General features: G+C 45.1%; 16 protein-coding genes. 14 read left to right on the plus strand and 2 right to left on the minus strand.

Features of this window, described 5'->3' with window-relative positions:
- Positions 1-51: 51 nt before the first annotated feature.
- The 9 genes from B4F66_RS06215 to B4F66_RS06255 all read left to right on the plus strand — a co-directional run bounded on the left by B4F66_RS06215 (position 52) and on the right by B4F66_RS06255 (position 8201).
- The gene (locus B4F66_RS06215) at positions 52-639 is read left to right on the plus strand and encodes a GNAT family N-acetyltransferase (RefSeq protein ID WP_292357455.1); all 588 of its coding nucleotides are present in this window, start codon (positions 52-54) and stop codon (positions 637-639) included.
- A 182-nt stretch (positions 640-821) separates the two neighbouring features.
- Positions 822-1706, plus strand: a complete 885-nt coding sequence (locus tag B4F66_RS06220) for a carbon-nitrogen hydrolase family protein (protein ID WP_292357453.1) — start codon at positions 822-824, stop codon at positions 1704-1706.
- A 138-nt stretch (positions 1707-1844) separates the two neighbouring features.
- Positions 1845-2927: an iron-sulfur cluster carrier protein ApbC gene (apbC, locus tag B4F66_RS06225; RefSeq protein WP_292357451.1), complete on the plus strand. Its 1083-nt coding sequence runs from the start codon at positions 1845-1847 to the stop codon at positions 2925-2927.
- 40 nt (positions 2928-2967) lie between these two features.
- A complete protein-coding gene (gene dcd, locus B4F66_RS06230) occupies positions 2968-3534 on the plus strand; it encodes a dCTP deaminase (protein WP_292357449.1) in 567 nt (188 codons plus the stop codon).
- An 8-nt stretch (positions 3535-3542) separates the two neighbouring features.
- Positions 3543-4580: a WD40 repeat domain-containing protein gene (locus B4F66_RS06235; protein ID WP_292357448.1), complete on the plus strand. Its 1038-nt coding sequence runs from the start codon at positions 3543-3545 to the stop codon at positions 4578-4580.
- Between the two features lie 5 nt (positions 4581-4585).
- Complete coding sequence (locus B4F66_RS06240; protein WP_292357446.1) at positions 4586-4903, plus strand: YqfO family protein; 318 nt, start codon at positions 4586-4588, stop codon at positions 4901-4903.
- Positions 4904-4907: 4 nt separating this feature from the next.
- A complete protein-coding gene (gene pepN / locus B4F66_RS06245) occupies positions 4908-7559 on the plus strand; it encodes an aminopeptidase N (protein ID WP_292357444.1) in 2652 nt (883 codons plus the stop codon).
- Positions 7559-7996, plus strand: a complete 438-nt coding sequence (locus tag B4F66_RS06250; RefSeq protein ID WP_292357442.1) for an HIT domain-containing protein — start codon at positions 7559-7561, stop codon at positions 7994-7996. The genes pepN and B4F66_RS06250 overlap by 1 nt, the downstream gene beginning before the upstream one ends.
- A 25-nt stretch (positions 7997-8021) precedes the next feature.
- Positions 8022-8201, plus strand: a complete 180-nt coding sequence (locus B4F66_RS06255) for a DUF2835 family protein (RefSeq protein ID WP_292357441.1) — start codon at positions 8022-8024, stop codon at positions 8199-8201.
- A 12-nt stretch (positions 8202-8213) separates the two neighbouring features.
- Here B4F66_RS06255 and B4F66_RS06260 read toward each other — a convergent pair whose 3' ends face one another.
- Entirely contained in the window at positions 8214-8654 is a 441-nt protein-coding gene (locus B4F66_RS06260; protein ID WP_292399245.1) for an RDD family protein, read from the minus strand.
- A gap of 78 nt (positions 8655-8732) precedes the next feature.
- Between B4F66_RS06260 and purL the strand changes: the two genes are divergently transcribed.
- From purL to B4F66_RS06275, 3 genes are all read left to right on the plus strand, one after another.
- Complete coding sequence (gene purL / locus B4F66_RS06265) at positions 8733-12617, plus strand: phosphoribosylformylglycinamidine synthase (protein ID WP_292357437.1); 3885 nt, start codon at positions 8733-8735, stop codon at positions 12615-12617.
- A 118-nt stretch (positions 12618-12735) separates the two neighbouring features.
- Positions 12736-14847, plus strand: a complete 2112-nt coding sequence (locus B4F66_RS06270; protein WP_292357435.1) for a sensor domain-containing diguanylate cyclase — start codon at positions 12736-12738, stop codon at positions 14845-14847.
- A gap of 133 nt (positions 14848-14980) precedes the next feature.
- Complete coding sequence (locus tag B4F66_RS06275) at positions 14981-15430, plus strand: RT0821/Lpp0805 family surface protein (RefSeq protein ID WP_292357434.1); 450 nt, start codon at positions 14981-14983, stop codon at positions 15428-15430.
- 61 nt (positions 15431-15491) lie between these two features.
- Here B4F66_RS06275 and B4F66_RS06280 read toward each other — a convergent pair whose 3' ends face one another.
- Positions 15492-16184: a transglycosylase SLT domain-containing protein gene (locus B4F66_RS06280; RefSeq protein WP_292411621.1), complete on the minus strand. Its 693-nt coding sequence runs from the start codon at positions 16182-16184 to the stop codon at positions 15492-15494.
- An 89-nt stretch (positions 16185-16273) separates the two neighbouring features.
- On the opposite strand from B4F66_RS06280, the gene B4F66_RS06285 reads away from it, so the two are divergent.
- Both B4F66_RS06285 and B4F66_RS06290 read left to right on the plus strand, forming a co-directional pair.
- The gene (locus tag B4F66_RS06285) at positions 16274-16906 is read left to right on the plus strand and encodes a LysE family translocator (RefSeq protein WP_292357430.1); all 633 of its coding nucleotides are present in this window, start codon (positions 16274-16276) and stop codon (positions 16904-16906) included.
- A gap of 254 nt (positions 16907-17160) precedes the next feature.
- A complete protein-coding gene (locus B4F66_RS06290; protein WP_292357428.1) occupies positions 17161-18771 on the plus strand; it encodes a GGDEF domain-containing protein in 1611 nt (536 codons plus the stop codon).
- Positions 18772-18773: the final 2 nt, after the last annotated feature.

The following is an 18773-nucleotide window of genomic DNA, read 5'->3' on the forward strand; positions in this document are numbered from 1 at the left end:
CCAGCTTGGCTTTTTTATGGTTGCCTTTCCATTGCACTAAGTGAGATAACTATGCTGGAATTGAAACGCTTATCAGGCGAAGCACTGAATCAATTTATCCCGGAACTTGCCAGATTACGCATTGAGGTTTTCCGTGATTTTCCTTATCTCTATGATGGTGATCCGGATTACGAAGCTCGCTATCTGCAAACCTATATCGAAGCGCCTGACAGCGTGATTGTTTTAGCTTTTGATGGCGATAAGGTCGTTGGTGCATCGACGGGTATTCCGCTGAGATATGAAACTGATGAAGTTAAAGCGCCGTTTATCAAAGCGGGTATTGATGTTGATAGCGTATTTTATTGTGGTGAATCGGTCTTGTTGTCACAATACCGTGGCAAAGGTGCCGGCGTAGCGTTTTTTGAACATCGTGAGCAACATGCACAAGAACTGGGCGGATATGAATTCAGCTGTTTTTGTGGAGTACAGCGCCCAGAAGACCATCCACGCCGACCCTCAGGTTATAAGCCTCTTGACAACTTCTGGCGTAGACGCGGCTATGAAAAGCATCCTGAACTCAACACGACATTCAGCTGGAAAGAACTGGATGAAGAGCATGAGTCACCTAAACCGATGACTTTCTGGATGAAAAAACTTTAGAGTCTGTTGAACATTAATAGTGCTTCTGAAAGAACGATAGACTCTAGTAATTTTGTTTGTATAACAACAGCTTGTTATTAAAGACGTTAATAAGCCGTTAAAAATATATTATCTGGCATTGAAGTAAGGCTAAAAAGCCCAATCTTATATGTCTCGCTAACGATTTCCCGAGTTTGATGTAAATGAGCAAAGTAAAAGTCGCTGCAGCACAGTACGATATTGGTTTTTTCAAAGACTGGTCGCAATTCACTGATAAATTGACGCAGTGGGTAGCCGAAGCCGTTGAAGAGAAAGCCAAACTACTGGTGTTTCCCGAATATGGCAGTATGGAACTGGCCTCACTCTTTGGTGAAGCCATCTATACCGATCTTGGTAAGCAATTACATTCAATGCAGGATGTCTATGCGGACTGGCAGGATTTGCATCATCAACTTTGTAAACAATACGATGTGATGATGCTGGCCAGCACATTTCCGGTTCTGCAGGAAGACGGCACATTCCGTAATCGTGCCAATCTCTATGGACCGGATGGGCTGATTGGTTTCCAGGATAAATTGATCATGACCCGATTCGAAAATGAGCAATGGTTAATTCATCCAGGCCAACAGATTAAAGTGCTGGATACCGATGTCGGGCGTATTGGGGTCAGTATTTGCTATGACATTGAATTTCCATTGATTACCTATCAGCAGGTTAAGGCTGGCGCCGATTTGATTTTGGCCCCAAGTTGTACCGATACGCAGGCTGGTTTCCATCGGGTGCGGATTGGCTGTCAGGCACGGGCTTTGGAAAATCAATGTTATGTTGTGCAATCTCCTACATTTGGTGAAGCTCGCTGGTCAGAAGCTGTTGATGTGAATACCGGGCGTGCCAGCATTTATACCCCGGTGGATTATGGATTTACCGATAACGGTATCTTGATTGAAGGCGTAGCTGACAAGCCTGGTTGGGTCTGTGCTGATCTGGATTTGACTGAAATTGCCCGCGTTCGCGAGGAAGGTCAGGTCTTTAATTACCGAGATTGGCCTTTACAACACACATTAACTGGACCTGAGCAAACTCGCTAAACACTTTAAACACCGCTGTTATAGCGGTGTTTTTCTTTGTATCAGCCAATAGCCCTGCAAGCAGTGTGGATGCAGCCAGTTTTAGCAGGGTATAAAATATTGAGTCTAATTTAGCTTTGAAATTTACAGGAGTCGTGCATGACTAGCCCCGCGCAAATTGAGGAAATCGTCAAAAATTATCAGGATCCATCAACACTGATAACACTGGGCGACACCCGCGCCACGGTCAAAGTATCGCAGGACGATAATCAGACACAGGTCGATGTGACTTTGGGTTATCCGGTCAAAGGCTATGCTGCAGAACTGGCACAAAACCTAAAACAATTGATTGAAGCGGAAGGCGCAGCGAATGTAAGCGTCAATATCACAACTAAAATTGTAAAACATAAAGTACAGCAGGGTGTGCCAGCGCTGGAAAATGTAAAAAATATTATTGCCGTGGCCTCCGGTAAAGGTGGGGTAGGTAAATCTACCACGTCCGTTAATCTGGCATTGGCTCTGGCAGCTGAAGGCGCCACCGTGGGTATTCTGGATGCTGATATTTATGGTCCAAGTCAGCCGCGTATGCTTGGCACCACTCAACGTCCTGAATCAGTTGATGGCAAATCAATCGAACCAATTGAAAGCTATGGTATCCAAAGCATGTCGATTGGTTTTTTAATCGATGAAGAAGAACCAATGATCTGGCGTGGCCCGATGGTGACGCAGGCTTTGCAGCAAATGCTGGGCGATACCAATTGGAAAGAGCTGGATTATCTGGTGATTGATTTACCACCGGGTACCGGCGATATTCAGCTGACCCTGTCACAGAAAGTACCGGTCAGCGGTGCAGTCATCGTCACTACGCCACAGGATATTTCCTTACTGGATGCTCGCAAAGCATTGAAAATGTTTGAAAAAGTAAAAGTACCAGTACTCGGCGTAGTGGAAAATATGAGTACCCATATCTGCAGCCAGTGTGGTCATGAAGAGCATATTTTTGGTGCCGGCGGTGGACAATCAATGGCTGATCAATATGGTGTGAATATGCTTGGCAGTTTGCCACTGGATATTCATATCCGCGAAGATGCTGATAATGGTCAGCCGACGGTAGTCAAAGATCCAGATGGAGATATCGCTTTAGCCTATCGTGTGATAGCTCGCCGAATCGCCGCCAACCTGGCAATGCAGGGCAAAAATTATTCCGCAGCATTCCCGAATATAGTTATCAAGAACGACTAATCAAGCTATCATCAACATCTTTTGAGCAAATTGACGGATTATGAGCATAAAATCAGATAAATGGATCCGGCGTATGGCCGAACAGCAAGGTATGATTTCGCCTTTTGAACCAGGACAGGTTCGTGAACAAGAAGGACAACGTATTATTTCCTACGGCACGTCCAGTTACGGTTACGATGTACGTTGTTCAACTGAGTTTAAAATTTTTACCAATATCAATTCGGCGATTGTTGATCCAAAAAACTTTGATGCCAGTAGTTTTGTTGATATCAATTCTGATGTCTGCATCATTCCGCCAAATTCGTTTGCTTTGGCTCGTACTATTGAGTCATTTAAAATTCCACGCAATGTTTTGACTATTTGTCTGGGAAAATCTACCTATGCGAGATGCGGCATTATTGTTAATGTCACACCATTGGAACCAGAATGGGAAGGCCAGGTCACCCTGGAGTTCTCCAATACCACGCCATTACCTGCCAAAATTTATGCTCACGAAGGTGTAGCACAAATGTTGTTTTTTGAATCTGATGAAGTCTGTGAGACCTCTTATGCTGATAGGGCTGGTAAATACCAGGGTCAGCAGGGCGTGACTTTACCAAAATCCTGATTGAGATTATGACTGTGCGCAATATCAGCAGATTCGTTTTACCAGGGTTGCTGTTATTGCTGGTTGGTTGTGAAGATCGTCCGCAACAAATTTATCAGTGGCAGCATAGTGAGGGTAGCTATGCCGCTACCTTTTCAGCAGATGGAAAATTTTTGCTATCAGCCGATGTCGATGCCGCCGCCAGACTATGGGACCTGCAAAACAATCAGGTGAAATACAGCTGGCAAAGTGAGCAGAAGGAAACGGTTCGCAGCACTACCGTGGCATTAGCTAAATCCAGTCCGATTGCCGCTACCGTAGAACTTGATACGGTGATGTTATGGAACACGGATAACGGAATGCCAGAAAACAGACTGACATTTCCATTGCGCGTGAAAGCACTAGATATTTCGCCTGATGGCCAGTTTTTGCTATTAGCACTGGCAGATAGCACAGCAGTTTATTTTGATATTAACGCCAACCGGGTTCTTCATGTATTTGAACACGATGGTACTGCAGTCGATTCGCCGGTGAAGCATCCTATTAATACCGTGGCTATTTCACCGGATGGTAAAATGGCTTTAACTGGCGGTGATGATCGGACTGCTCGGTTATGGGATCTGCAGAGTGGGGAGCAGTTACAGAACTGGGTGCATGGTAATACTGTGACTCTGGTGAAATTTGATCCACAAAATCGTTTTGCATTTACCGCAGCGGATAATGACCATGCTTATCTTTGGTCATTGGCGGATGGCAGTCTGCAATCTCAGCTACGCAGTTCCGCCTGGCCAAAATCGTTGCCAGTTCCAGAATTCCCGGTTTTTAATACGACCACAACGGCCGTTAATTTTTCAGAAGATGGCATGTTACTGGTAACCGGGCACGCGGCAGAACGAATTTGCGTCTGGCAATTACCCCAAGGTGACAAATTACGTTGCTGGAAAGTGACCAGACAGAATCCACTTAATCCTGGAATGGTCATACAGGCTGTAGCGTTTAATGCCAATGCAAGCGCTGTATTGAGTATTGCTGGGACCGGTGAAGCCCAGCAATGGCAGTGGAGGTAAACCTCATGTACAAACTTGTGTTTTTTGTTCCTGAAACCCATAAAGAATTGGTTAAAGAAGCCATTTTTAATGCCGGAGCAGGACATTTTGATGGTTATGACTGCTGCAGTTGGGAAACACAAGGTATGGGCCAGTTCCGACCTTTAGAAGACAGCCAGCCATTTATTGGTGAAAACGGAAAACTGGAACAAGTAAACGAATATCGAGTTGAAACGATTTGCTCGAACGAGACTATCAAAGCTGTTGTCTCAGCGTTGAAACTCGCACATCCATATGAAGAGCCTGCTTATCAGTACTGGCCAGTTAATCAAGAGGATTTTTAATTTAATGAACGCACCTGCGTCCCCTAAAACGATTCGTCTCGCGGATTACACCGTCCCGTCTTATCTGGTCGACAACGTTGATTTGCATTTTGATCTGGACGCTTCAACGACTCGTGTGACCAGTATTCTGAACATGCGGCGTAATCCAAAAGGGCCAGGTGAAGCCTGTGTATTAAATGGCGAGCATTTAGAGTTAATAAGTATCAAACTTGATGGACGGACATTAACTGCCGCAGAATTTCAACGCTCCAATACTCAGCTGGTGTTGCCGACATTACCGGAAAAGTTTCAGCTGGAAATCGTCACCGAGATTTATCCAGATCAAAATACCGCGCTCGAAGGCTTATATCATTCAGGCGCGTTGGTTTGCACTCAATGTGAGGCAGAGGGCTTTCGACGCATCACCTATTATCCGGATCGCCCTGATGTGATGGCCGTATTTAGCGTGACCATCACGGCTGAGAAACAGAAATGGCCAATTCTCTTATCAAACGGTAACTTGCAAGAGCAGGGTGAATTAGCGGATGGACGCCATTGGGTTCGCTGGCATGATCCACATCCTAAACCCTGTTATTTGTTTGCTTTAGTTGCCGGTGATCTCTATATGCAACAGGACAGCTTTACGACCTTAAGCGGACGTGACGTGACCTTGCAGATCTATGTCGATAAAGAAAATCACGATAAATGTGATCATGCACTGGTGTCTTTAAAGCAATCCATGCGCTGGGATGAGGAGACTTATGGCCGTGAGTACGATTTAGATGTCTTCATGATTGTTGCGGTTAATGATTTCAATATGGGGGCGATGGAAAACAAAGGGCTGAACATCTTTAATGCTGCCTGCGTTTTGGCCAGTCCTAAAACGGCTACGGATAACGACTTTTACACCATACAAAGCATTGTCGGCCACGAGTACTTCCATAACTGGTCCGGTAATCGGGTGACTTGTCGTGACTGGTTCCAGTTAAGCCTTAAAGAAGGCTTTACCGTGATGCGGGATCAATCTTTCAGTGCGGATTTGAATTCTGCCGCGGTGCAACGAATTGATGATGTTGATCAGTTACGCAGTTTGCAATTTGCTGAAGATGCCGGTCCGATGGCGCATCCTATCAGACCCGATAGCTATATCGAAATCAGTAACTTTTATACCGTGACCATTTACGAGAAAGGTGCGGAAGTTGTACGCATGATCAAAACCCTGGTTGGCGAAGAGGGGTTCCGTAAAGGCACTGATTTATATTTTGACCGCCATGATGGTCAGGCAGTGACCACGGACGATTTTGTTAAAGCTATTGAAGATGCCAACCGTATTGATTTAACCCAGTTCAAACGTTGGTATTCCCAGGCAGGAACACCGGTTATTACAGCCACTCATCAATATGATGCAACAAAGAAAATATTGACCTTAACCTTGCAGCAATCTTGCCCGGCCACACCGGGACAGACCGAAAAACAACCATTTTTAATTCCAGTTGCAATGGGGTTACTGGATGCTGCAGGTAATAGTTTGCCTTTACAATTGATTGATGAAGCTCAACCCTATGATAACGACACCCGCGTACTTGAACTAAGCGAAGCAGAGCAAGTATTCCGTTTTATCGGGGTAGATAACAAGCCGATTGTCTCTTTACTTCGTGGCTTTTCCGCGCCAGTTAAATTACTGATTGAGCGTGATAATGAAGAACTTGCGTTTTTGATGGCCAATGAAAAAGACAGTTTTAATCGTTGGGATGCCGGACAAAGTCTCTTCATCCAAGTCATGCTGTCTTTAATCAACGATTATCAGCAAGATAAAACGCTGCAATTGCCGGAAATTTTGTCAAAACAATGTGCTGCTGTATTAGAGGATAAAACGGCTGATCCCGCATTGGTAGCGCGCATGCTGACATTGCCCTCAGAGAATTATCTGGCAGCACAGATGAAAGTAGCTGACGTGGATGCCATCCATGGTGTGCGTAAATTTGTAAAAGATACCCTGGCAACGCAGTTGAAAGCCCAGTTTGATGCTTTGTATCAGCAGCATAATTTGCCAAATGTGCCGTATCAGTTTAACTCAGAGCATATGGGAAGACGCAGCCTGAAAAACGTCTGTCTGGGCTATCTGATGGCAACCGGCGATCCGATGCAAACTCAGCGCTGCCTGAAACAGATGAAACAGGCAGATAATATGACAGACACTCTGTCTGGTCTGCGTCTGATGGTGGATCAGCCAGGTACCGAACGTGAACATGCCTTGCGCGCATTTTATGAGCAATGGCAGCATGACCGGCAGGTGGTGGATAAATGGCTTACTGTGCAGGCTCTATCCAGCCTCCCGGATACATTGATTCGGATTAAAGGGTTGATGAAACATCCTGCGTTCAGCATTAAAAATCCAAATAATGTTCGGGCGTTAATCGGTCAGTTTTGTCGTAACAATCCAGCGTTATTTCACGCAAAAGATGGCAGTGGCTATCGTTTCCTGGCTGAACAGATTTTGGTGCTGGATAAAATTAATCCGCAGGTGGCTTCGCGGCAATTGGGTGCATTCAATTCCTGGCGCCGATATGATGCAAAACGCCAGCAAATGATGCGCGATGCATTGCAAAATATTGCTCAGCAGCAGGATCTCTCATCTGATGTCTATGAGATCGTTAACAAATATCTGGCGGATTAATGAAATTTGAATTACATCCTCAGTTAGCTGCGGACACATTTCTGATCGGTGATTTACCACTGTGCCGAGTGTTACTGATGAATGACGCCCGTTTCCCGTGGGTGATTCTGGTGCCACGTCGCAAAGATATCAGTGAAATTTATGATCTTTCGATGCAGGATCAGCAATTACTCTGGCAGGAGTCAGCATTAGTCGCCGAAAAACTGATGAAACTCACCGAGGCCGATAAAATGAATATTGCGGCATTGGGAAATGTGGTTCCGCAGTTACATGTGCATCATGCGGCTCGCTTTAAAACTGATGCCGTCTGGCCAAAACCGATCTGGGGCCAGGGCGTAGCTGTGCCGTATAGTGATTCAGACAAACAACAAATGCTGCGTAATTTAAGCGATATGTTTAGAGGTTTTCTCGTTAGTGGTCAAAGTCTTAACGTTTAGACTTCATGTCGATAGGGAAGAGGCGATGCGCTACTATCGAGGCGAAGCTTCTGCTGTTGTTGCGATAACCGATTCGGGACAATCTCTTCAGTTTCCTGCATTGCATGTTCGGCGTTTTATTACACAAACCGGTATTCATGGTCGCTTCAAAATCCGCTTTGATGACAATCATAAAATGATCAATCTGGAACGTATCTCAGATTAAAGGCTTAGTCCGCTATTTCTCTTTAGGTGAATACACCAGGTAACTACCTGAAGCAATATCATGCCAGCTGAGTTTATCGGGGCTCAGCCACAACCACCAATATCCCAAACCTAATGGCAGCCAGGAAAAGAGGCCAACCATAAAGCGCAGAAATGCCTGCTGCCAGTTGATCCCGGTATTTTGGCCGCTGATGAGATAAACCCGCCAGGCACGCATGCCAAGTGTTTGTCCGCCATGGGTCCAGAACCAGCCATAAAAAATAAATGCCACGCCCAGCAGATAGACAAAAAAGAATGGATTATTGGCACCGATTGCTTCACCGCCATTCAGGGCTACCGCAACGGCAGCGGCGACTAACAGTACCGAGACCAATAACATGCTGTCATACATCATCACGGCAAGTAGTCTGAAAGGGCTGGGTTTACGGGGAGTGGAACTATTTTCAGTCATCATTAAAGCTCAATTTTATTGGGCGAATTCGGGCGTATAAAGTATCATTATCGCTTTAATTTTCTCTGAATTGGGTTTCAAATGCTGCAATTGGTTGGCCGTCCGGCTTTCTCTGCTTTCCGAATTGAAAAATTGCTGCGCGCTATCCGCGCTGAAGTCGCTGCAGTCAGTGCGTTAAGAAGTGAATATCACTATTTCGCTGAACTGGAAAGTGATGGTCAACTTAATCAAACGGATCTTGTTACCCTGGGGGAGATGCTCGAAGCCAGTAAAGGCAGTAGCAGCGCGCAAGCTCAGGAAAACCTGTTTCTAATTACTCCGCGTCCCGGGACTATTTCGCCTTGGTCCAGTAAAGCGACCGATATTGTACATAACAGCGGTTTAACAGACATTGTTCGGGTTGAACGCGGTATCGCTTTTTATGTCACCAGCCAATCTACTCTCAGCAGTGAACAACGCGCTACGATTGCAGCAAAATTGCATGATCGCATGATTGAAAGTGTTTTTGATAATGAAGAAGACGCTGAACAATTGTTCATGCATACAGCACCAAGACCATTATTATCTGTAGATATTCTTAACGGTGGACGTCAGGCATTGGTTGCAGCCAATCAAGATCTGGGCCTTGCTCTGGCTGATGATGAAATTGATTACCTGTTTGATAATTTCACAGCACTTAATCGTAATCCGAATGACATAGAATTAATGATGTTTGCTCAAGCGAACTCTGAGCATTGCCGTCACAAAATATTCAAGGCTGACTGGATTATTGATGGCAAAACCCAGGATCGCAGCCTGTTCGATATGATTCGTTATACCCACGAACAACATCCTGAAGGTGTCGTTAAAGCTTATAACGATAACTCTTCCGTTATCGAAGGCCCACGCAGCCATCGTTTTCAGGTAGATATGAGTGATAATCACTACTGCTACGAAGGCGAGCAGCAGCATATTCTGATGAAGGTTGAAACCCATAATCACCCAACGGCTATTTCACCTTTTCCTGGTGCGGCGACTGGTGCCGGCGGTGAAATTCGTGATGAAGGTGCCACCGGACGTGGCTCTAAACCTAAAGCAGGTTTAACCGGTTTTTCGGTTTCAAACTTGCAGATTCCCGGCTTTGAACAACCATGGGAAACCAATTACGGCAAACCGGCCCGTATCGCTTCTGCTTTGCAAATCATGATTGATGGCCCATTAGGTGGCGCGGCATTTAACAATGAATTTGGCCGCCCCAATTTATGCGGTTATTTCCGCACCTATGAAGCTAAAGTGCCATCTGATGATGGCTTTGAAATGCGGGGTTATCACAAACCCATCATGGTAGCTGGTGGGCTGGGTAGTATTCGACCTCAGCATGTTGAAAAACATATCATGCAACCAGGCACGCAGCTGATTGCGCTTGGTGGCCCGGCAATGTTGATAGGTCTGGGGGGCGGTGCAGCTTCCTCGGTGGCTTCCGGTACCAGTGAAGAGGGACTGGATTTCGCTTCGGTGCAACGCGGTAATCCGGAAATGGAGCGCCGTTGTCAGGAAGTTATTGATCGCTGTGTGGCACTTAATGATAAAAATCCAATTGTTTCGATTCATGACGTTGGTGCCGGTGGTTTATCCAACGCGTTTCCGGAGTTAGTGGATGACAGTGGTCGTGGCGGGCGATTTGAACTTCGGGTCATCCCAAATGATGAACCGGGCATGTCACCGATGGAAATCTGGTGTAATGAATCTCAGGAACGCTATGTATTAGGCGTAAACCCTGAAGATATTGAGTTGTTCCAGGCCATTTGTGAAAGAGAACGCTGCCCCTGGGCGATTGTAGGAGAAACCACCGAAGATCAGCATCTATTGCTGGGAGATGCCCAATTTGAAAATAATCCAATCGATATGCCGTTATCGCTGCTATTGGGTAAGCCGCCAAAAATGCTGCGCGATGTCAAACATCACAGCATACCTAAACCCGAGTTGGAACTGAGTGGTATTACTGTAAGTGAGGCATTGGAGAGGGTATTAAAACTACCAACGGTCGCCAGCAAAAACTTTCTGATTACCATCGGTGATCGCAGTATAACTGGCCTGGTGGCTAGGGATCAGATGGTAGGCCCTTGGCAGGTGCCGGTGGCTGATTGTGCGGTAACTCTGGCTGATCATCACGGCTTACTGGGTGAAGCCATGTCGATGGGCGAACGCACACCATTAGCGGTTATTGATGCTCCGGCATCGGGTCGGATGGCGATTGGTGAAGCATTAACCAATATTGCTGCGGCGGATATTGAGAAAATAAGTGATATCAAACTGTCAGCCAACTGGATGGCCGCATGTGGTCATAGCGGCGAAGATGCTTTGTTATATGACACTGTCAAAGCCGTTGGCATGGAATTATGCCCGCAACTGGGCATTGCCATTCCGGTGGGTAAAGATTCGCTGTCGATGAAAACAGTCTGGGATGAAAAGGGCGAAACCAAAGCGGTTACTTCTCCGTTATCACTTATTATCAGCGCATTTTCGCCGGTTACCGATACCAGTAAAACGCTTACGCCACAATTACGGACCGATCTGGGTGAAACCCGTTTAATTTATCTGGATCTCGGTCACGGTCATAACCGTCTGGCAGCCTCAGCTCTGGCCCAGGTTTATAATCAGGTTGGGCATCGTGGTCCGGATGTAGACGATGCACGTACTCTGAAAAACTTCTTTGCGGCCATGCAGCAATTGAAGCAGGACCAACTGGTTCTGGCATATCACGATCGCAGTGATGGTGGTCTTATCACCACTTTATGTGAAATGGCTTTTGCCGGGCATTGTGGTCTGAATATCAATTTGAATGGACTGGGTGAAGCCTTACCAGTGTTGTTTAATGAAGAACTGGGTGCCGTGATCCAGATCAAGGCTGAATATCAAGATGCTGTACTGGAAGTTCTGCAGCAGTTTGATTTAAGCAAACACAGTCATCTTATTGGTGAAGTCTCAACAGATCAAACGATTCAAATAAGCGTTAATAATGAACAAGTATTAAACCAGCGTCGTCAGGTATTACAAAAATTCTGGGCTGAAACCAGCTACCGGATGCAGGCATTGCGTGATAACCCTGATTGTGCCGAGCAGGAATTTGCTGCATTGGATGATGAGCAAGATCCCGGTTTGCACGCTAAGCTGAGTTTTGATCTCAAAGAACAAGTCGCCGCGCCATTTATTATCAGTGGACAGCGACCTAAAATGGCGATTCTGCGTGAGCAGGGTGTCAATGGTCAGCTGGAAATGGCCGCAGCATTTGATCATGCCGGCTTTACTTCAGTGGATGTACATATGAGCGACATTGTTGAAGGTCGCGTTTCTCTGGCTGATTTCAAAGGTCTGGTGGCCTGTGGTGGTTTCTCATATGGTGACGTTCTGGGAGCCGGGCGTGGCTGGGCCAGTACCGTTTTACACAATGCGCGTGCACGCGATGAGTTTGCGGCGTTTTTTGCCCGTGAAGATACCTTCTCGCTTGGCGTATGTAATGGCTGTCAAATGCTGTCACAATTGAAATCATTGATTCCTGGCAGTGAGCATTGGCCGCGGTTCAGTCGTAATTTGTCTGAACAGTTTGAGGCACGTTTCTCATTGGTTGAAATCACCGAATCACCATCCATTCTGTTGCAGGATATGGCGGGTTCGATCATGCCTATTGCCGTTGCACATGGAGAAGGACGGATTGACTTCAGCGAAGGTGGCAGTATGTCGGACGCGTTAGTGGCGATGCGTTATGTAGATCATTATGGTCAGCCCACTGAGCGTTATCCTTTTAATCCTAATGGTTCTGCAAATGGACATAACGGTTTTACCACCACAGATGGCCGTGTCACTATTCTGATGCCTCATCCAGAACGGGTCATCCGTAGTGTTCAGCATTCATGGTATCCAGATGACTGGGGCAAAGATGCACCATGGTTAAGGGTGTTCCATAATGCAAGACGTTGGGTCGGCTAAAAAATTGAATACCTCTTGAGTCCATCAAGGGGTATTTTTTTATCTGAGGATAAAAGCATTACGCTTAACGCCTATGACTGACTCAACCAACAACCAGTGTTACTTGGCAGGACGTTTGATGCGTCTGCTGATACTAATAATGCTATTGGTGTCTCACGGAATACTGTCTGCAGCCACCTCTGAACAAAAAGATCTCGAAAATTGGCAATATCGTTGGGGAGATTCACCGTTTGTTGATGGAAAACCGGTATGGACCATGCCGGATCAGGAAAGTCATGCCGACTGGCAGTCCATTCCCAAGCCTACCTATCCTCCTGATCGGCAGGGCCAAGAAAATATCTGGTATCGCACCACGTTGCCAGATATAAATCTGATCGATCCAGTGGTGTTTATTTCCAGTATTGATTTAATTGCCGAGGTTTATCTCGATCAGCAGCTTATTTATCGCTTTGGTGAATTTGATGCGGAGGGAAAGGGGGAGTATGCGGGGTGGCCATGGCATATCATTGGTCTGCCAGATGATTTTGCTGGCCGTACGCTATACTTCCGAGTCTATTCTGACTACACCGATATTGGTTTGTGGGGAGAAAAGAAGCTGCTTGAACGCTCTGCAGCATTACTGAATATACTCAATAATTCGCATAGCGATTTAGTGATTTCGGCATTCTTTTTCTTTATCGCACTGATTGCATTTGCGTTTTCTGCAATGCGCGGTGATAACCGTGAGTTTATTTATCTTGGATTATTTTCACTTGCCAGTGCAGGAAATCTGCTGGGAGAAAGCCAGGCATTACAACTACTGATATATGCGCCGTTAGCAAAAACCTATTTGGCGGCTATATCGTATTTTTCGATTCCGATTTTTATCGCATTGATCCTCAATTACTGGCTCGCCGTACAAAGCGGTAAATTGATGCTGCGTATCGCCCAAATGCATATGCTTTATGTAGTGCTGTGTCTGGTATTAACATTGTTTGGAGCCTGGCACCTGGCCCATTTCTACCCGATTTTCGATATGTTATTTGTTATCACACTGGTGATCATGCTTTGGTTTTGTATTCGTCATTTCACGGTGATGAATACCGAACAAAGGTTGGTCATGGGGGCGTTTGGACTTTATGCCATATTTTTTCTGATTGATATGATTATTGCTCATGGTTTTGTGCCCTGGGTGAACTTTCCATTGGCCTTTGGCGGGTTAATCTTTGCGTTAATTCTGGTGGTTGTTTCGTTAAGACATTATCGGCAGATCCAACTGGCTTTAAAAGAATTAAATGTGTTGCTGGAACAGAGGGTGAGCGAACGAACTGCTGCTTTACAGAATTACGTGTTACTTGAACAGCAACGGGCAAATCAACTGGCTTTGATCAATGACTTCAGCCTTCGACTGGAAACCCTGATAAGTCGACTACAACCTAGCCAGAGCCTGCAGCAGGCCGGTAATATGATTTGTCAGGAATTACATAAGGTTTTTGCACCACTACAGCTGCGTGTATCGACCTTCAATGAATTTGCGGATTTATCACCAAATTCTGTTTTGAATGATAAGTATCGAATTGAGATTGATGATTTGCGGCTGGGTAAACAAACGTTCATTACCTTTGAACTGCTGGATCTTTCCACTGAAACATCAGAAATGCGGCAAGTGATTGAACAATTTATATTCAGGGCAATTGATAGATTAAGCGTGACGTTGAGTGGTATCAAGCATAGAGAAGACCTGCATATCATGTCATTTGAAGATGCTTTGACTGGCTTGAAAAATCGCCGGTATTTTGATGATGCCCTGCAACGTGAACTCCAACTTGCTGAGCGTTATCAACAATCATTATCTCTGCTGATTTGTGATATCGATAATTTCAAACAGTTTAATGATCGTTTTGGTCATGACGCGGGTGACATGGCATTGCGTATAGTTGCTTCATTGATGTTGGATCATTTTCGTGAAACAGATATACCCTGTCGCTACGGTGGCGAGGAGTTTGTTGTATTGATGCCGGCCGCCCATCTTCAGGACGCGTTGGATCGAGCCAATACTTTATTGGAAAAAATTGCTGCTAAAAAGATTGTTTATCAGGACAAAGAGTTGGGCACTTTGACTATCTCGGTGGGTATTAGTAGTTGGGATGGACGAGGAGATATACCACACCAGCTGCTACAGAATGCTGACAAGGCCCTGTATCGGGCAAAACAGTCTGGTCGAAACCGTGTAGAGGTTGCCTCTCCTTAGATCATATAAAGGGTAATTATTTTGCAAAGTGAAAATTTATGTAAAGGTGTGCTTCACGCCCAAGAGTAATGAATTTAATCCGTTAGAATATAGTCAGAAGTTTATAAATTGAAAAAAATAATAAGGACAGTGTATGAAAACCCTATTCACGATAATGATCGCAGCAATTTTTACCGTCAGTCTGGCAGGTTGTCAGATGAGTAAACAAAACGTGGGGGCTGGTTTAGGCGGTGTTGCAGGTGGTGTACTTGGTTCTAATGTTGGTGGTGGAACTGGACGAACCGCAGCCATCATAGGCGGTACTATTTTAGGGGCAATGGTGGGTGGTCATATTGGTAGTGAAATGGATGAGCTGGACAGACGCCGCACATATGAAACATTTGAAAATACCCCTACAGGACGTACTAATTCCTGGAATAATCCTGATACCGGAGCACAATACAGTGTTACTCCTACCCGTACCTATGAAACGAATGACCGCCCATGTCGCGAATACGAGATGGACGCCTATATTGACGGGCAACGTGAAGTCGTTAAAGGCACTGCTTGCCGTAACGCCAATGGGGAATGGGTAAATCAGTAACCCACAATAAACCTGATAAAAAAACCGGCGTCAGCCGGTTTTTTTATGGCTGAAATAAATTTCAGGACTGTTTCTTTGGGCAGAATGGACCAATCTGCCAAAAATGACGACATTTAAACTCATCTTCACACTCAGCGAGTTGGTTTGAGTATTTTTTGGCTCGTTCACTTACCTGCCTGGCTTTAAGCTGTACCTGTGGTTTAGCCTTATAACTACCACGCCGATAGCCGGTTTGACCTTCATGATATGCCAGGTATAGATGTTTAGGGTTATCCATAGAGATATCTAACATGCGTTGACTGCGTTGGTTGTACCAACCGATAAAGTCTGTGGCATATTTCATATGTGTCCGACGGGCCAAGGGACTGGCGTTATCTGCCAGATATTCCTGCCAAACCTGATTTTGCGCCTGGGCATAGCCATAAGCAGATGATGTTCGTGACCAAGGAATTAAGTCCAGTAATTTGCTTCTAGGTGGGCGAACAAGGCTTTGAAAACTCGATTCCGATTGTATAAAAGCCATTTGTGAGGAAACAGGGGTTCCCCATTTTATTTCTGATACTTTTGCGTAGTCATACCAATGGGGTTGTTCACGAAACAACTCACATAGATTCTGTTGATTGTCAGGCAGGTTAACTGTGGTATCGGAGCAGCTGGTCGTTATTAAAACGAATAGCAATAACATGCTTACAATCGACAACTTAATAAAAAGTTCATGCATCAATAAAGCTTTTGCTGGACGAGCTGTCATCATGATATTGCCAAATTAGTTTGGTAAAAGCATTACATGTCAGAATAGCAGAGCCACTTTCAGAATTATGCATTACAGCGAGTCTTTTATAAATGGAATTAACTATAGATATACATACGTCTCTGGGGTTATTTATCAGCCTGGCAATACTGGCCGCCATACCAAGTATAAGCGTGCTATTAGTCTCCTCCAGAGCCGCTGTATACGGCTTCAGCCATGGTGCTGCCGTAGCTTTTGGCATTGTGATGGCCGACATTCTGTTTATCAGTATTGCACTATATGGTATGGGCTTGTTACTGCCATTAATAGGTCACTGGGAATTGCTTATCCGGATGCTGGCAGCGGCGTATCTATTCTGGCTGGCAATACTGCTTTGGCGTCAAAAAGCCTTGAAACAACCCGCTTTACAAGTTGATCCACGGATCTCATTAAAAAGCAGTTTTTTAATGGGGTTTATTGTGACATTGGCAGATCATAAAGCGATTCTGTTTTATATGGGATTTTTCCCTGCCTGGGTCACATTAAGTGAGTTAACCCTTACCGACACCGGTGTTATTTTTCTAGTGACGTTTATAGCGGTAGGAGGGGTAAAGTGTGTTTATGCCTTTCTGGCAGCAACTGTCGGTCAGTCGTACTTCAAACAAGGACATCATTACTTCAATAAACTGGCCGCAATATTGTTAGTCGGTGTCGGAGCAATGATAGTTTTATCATTATGGAAATAACCATATAAATGTAGGGCTTTACAGCTATAAGAGGTATATCAAACGCTCATTAAAGGACTTTAATGAAGAAAATGCTGGCAGTAGCATTATTTTTCTGTCATTTGTTATAAATGACGACAGAAAATAAACTGAAACAGATGAATAATTCATCCGGTTCTTGGGGGGAAGATGATTGATAAAATATTTTTAGCCAGGTTAATGGTCAGCGGATGGTTTTAGGTGTTTGTTAATCACGTTATACATGCGATCTGCTAATGATTGGCTCTAAACCAGTTTTTCTGTTCAGCCGATATCTGAACTTACAGATTGTTAAAGCGATGGTGCTGGTTGGGCTGGCCTATTATTTTGGTGCCCTGGTGGCCATTCATCAGACCATCACCCCCGAAGGTATCGCCATCCTCTGGCCTCCCAATGCGATATTACTGGCAGCATTTCTGATTTATCCAAAACATTATCTACCCTTTGTTGCAATAGCCGGCATCATTGCAGAGCTAGTAGCGTCTATCCCGGCATTTCCGGTCTGGGCAGCAAGCTGTTTTGCAATAATCAACATTGCTTCGGTTTCACTGGCAGCTTTTTTTATCCGACGCAAAAGTGGTCAGAATTTTAATTTCAAAAACCTTAAAAATGGTGCATGTTTTTTATTTTTTGCGCCATTTTTATCGGCTTCATTCGCCGGGCTTTCTGGAGCTATCGTCTATGTATTAATGGGGCGAACCGACACCAGCTATATTAATTTATGGCAGTTGTGGTGGTTTGGTGATGCGTTGGCCATGCTGGTATTAACGCCATTGATTGTGGTTTTATGGCGCTGGCTCCAGGCAGGGCAGCCACAATTTAAATTACATTATTTATTGGAAGCATTAATTCTCTGGACGGCTGTGATTGTGATTGGTTATCAAAGCTTTACCGTTGAAGCCTATGAAAAAGCTTTTTTGTTTTTCACGCCTATCTGGTTAGTATTGCTTGGTATTTTGGCTGCAATTCGCTTGGGCGTCGTCGGTGCAGCAGCAACGGTTGCTTTGATTACCGTTTTTGCTGTCGAACACTTAATGCGTGGTACCCATCCGATAATCGTCAATACACCACAGAATGCCGTTTGGCTGACGCAGGAATATCTTGCCATTATTGCTGTCGTCTCGATTGGCCTGGCGATGCTGATTCAAGAGATTTCTGATCAACGTGATGTGCTTAAACAACATGAAAATGCATTAAAAGCACAAAACCAGTTTTTAGAGGAGCGGGTGAACGAACGCACTTTGGCATTGAAAGAGGTCAATCAAGCATTGCAAAAAGCCAATGAACGATTGGCTAAAAGTGCCGCAACTGATGAGCTGACGGGTATTCCCAACCGGCGACATTTTCTCGGTGAAGTACAGCGTGAGTTACAGCGTTTAAGGTTGGATGGACAAACTGCCAGCGCCATAATGATCGACCTGGATCACTTCAAACAGGTCAATGATAACCTGGGGCATGAAGCCGGCGATTTAGTGTTGTGTAATATTGTAGAGCCGATCAGTAGTGCTATCAGGCCCAGAGATTTATTTGGACGTATGGGGGGGGAAGAGTTTCTGGTTTTTTTATCCGGCGCTGATCATGAATTGGCTAATACGGTGGCTGAACGTATTCGAGCGGAAATTGAATCACTTGAAGTTCTTTACCGAAATCAGAAAATCAACGTTACAGCTAGTCTCGGCGTGGCGCAATGGGATGGACGCAGTCATCTGGATGAATTGTTTCATCAGGCTGATAAAGCACTATATCAAGCGAAAAACAGGGGAAGAAACCAGGTGGCTAGTTTAACTCAGTCAGACTCCGACTCAAACGACAGACCATCACACGAAAATCATTTTGAGCTGCCTTAGGC

Origin of the sequence: Methylophaga sp. UBA3603 (assembly GCF_002375335.1) — a bacterium.
Lineage (GTDB): Bacteria > Pseudomonadota > Gammaproteobacteria > Nitrosococcales > Methylophagaceae > Methylophaga.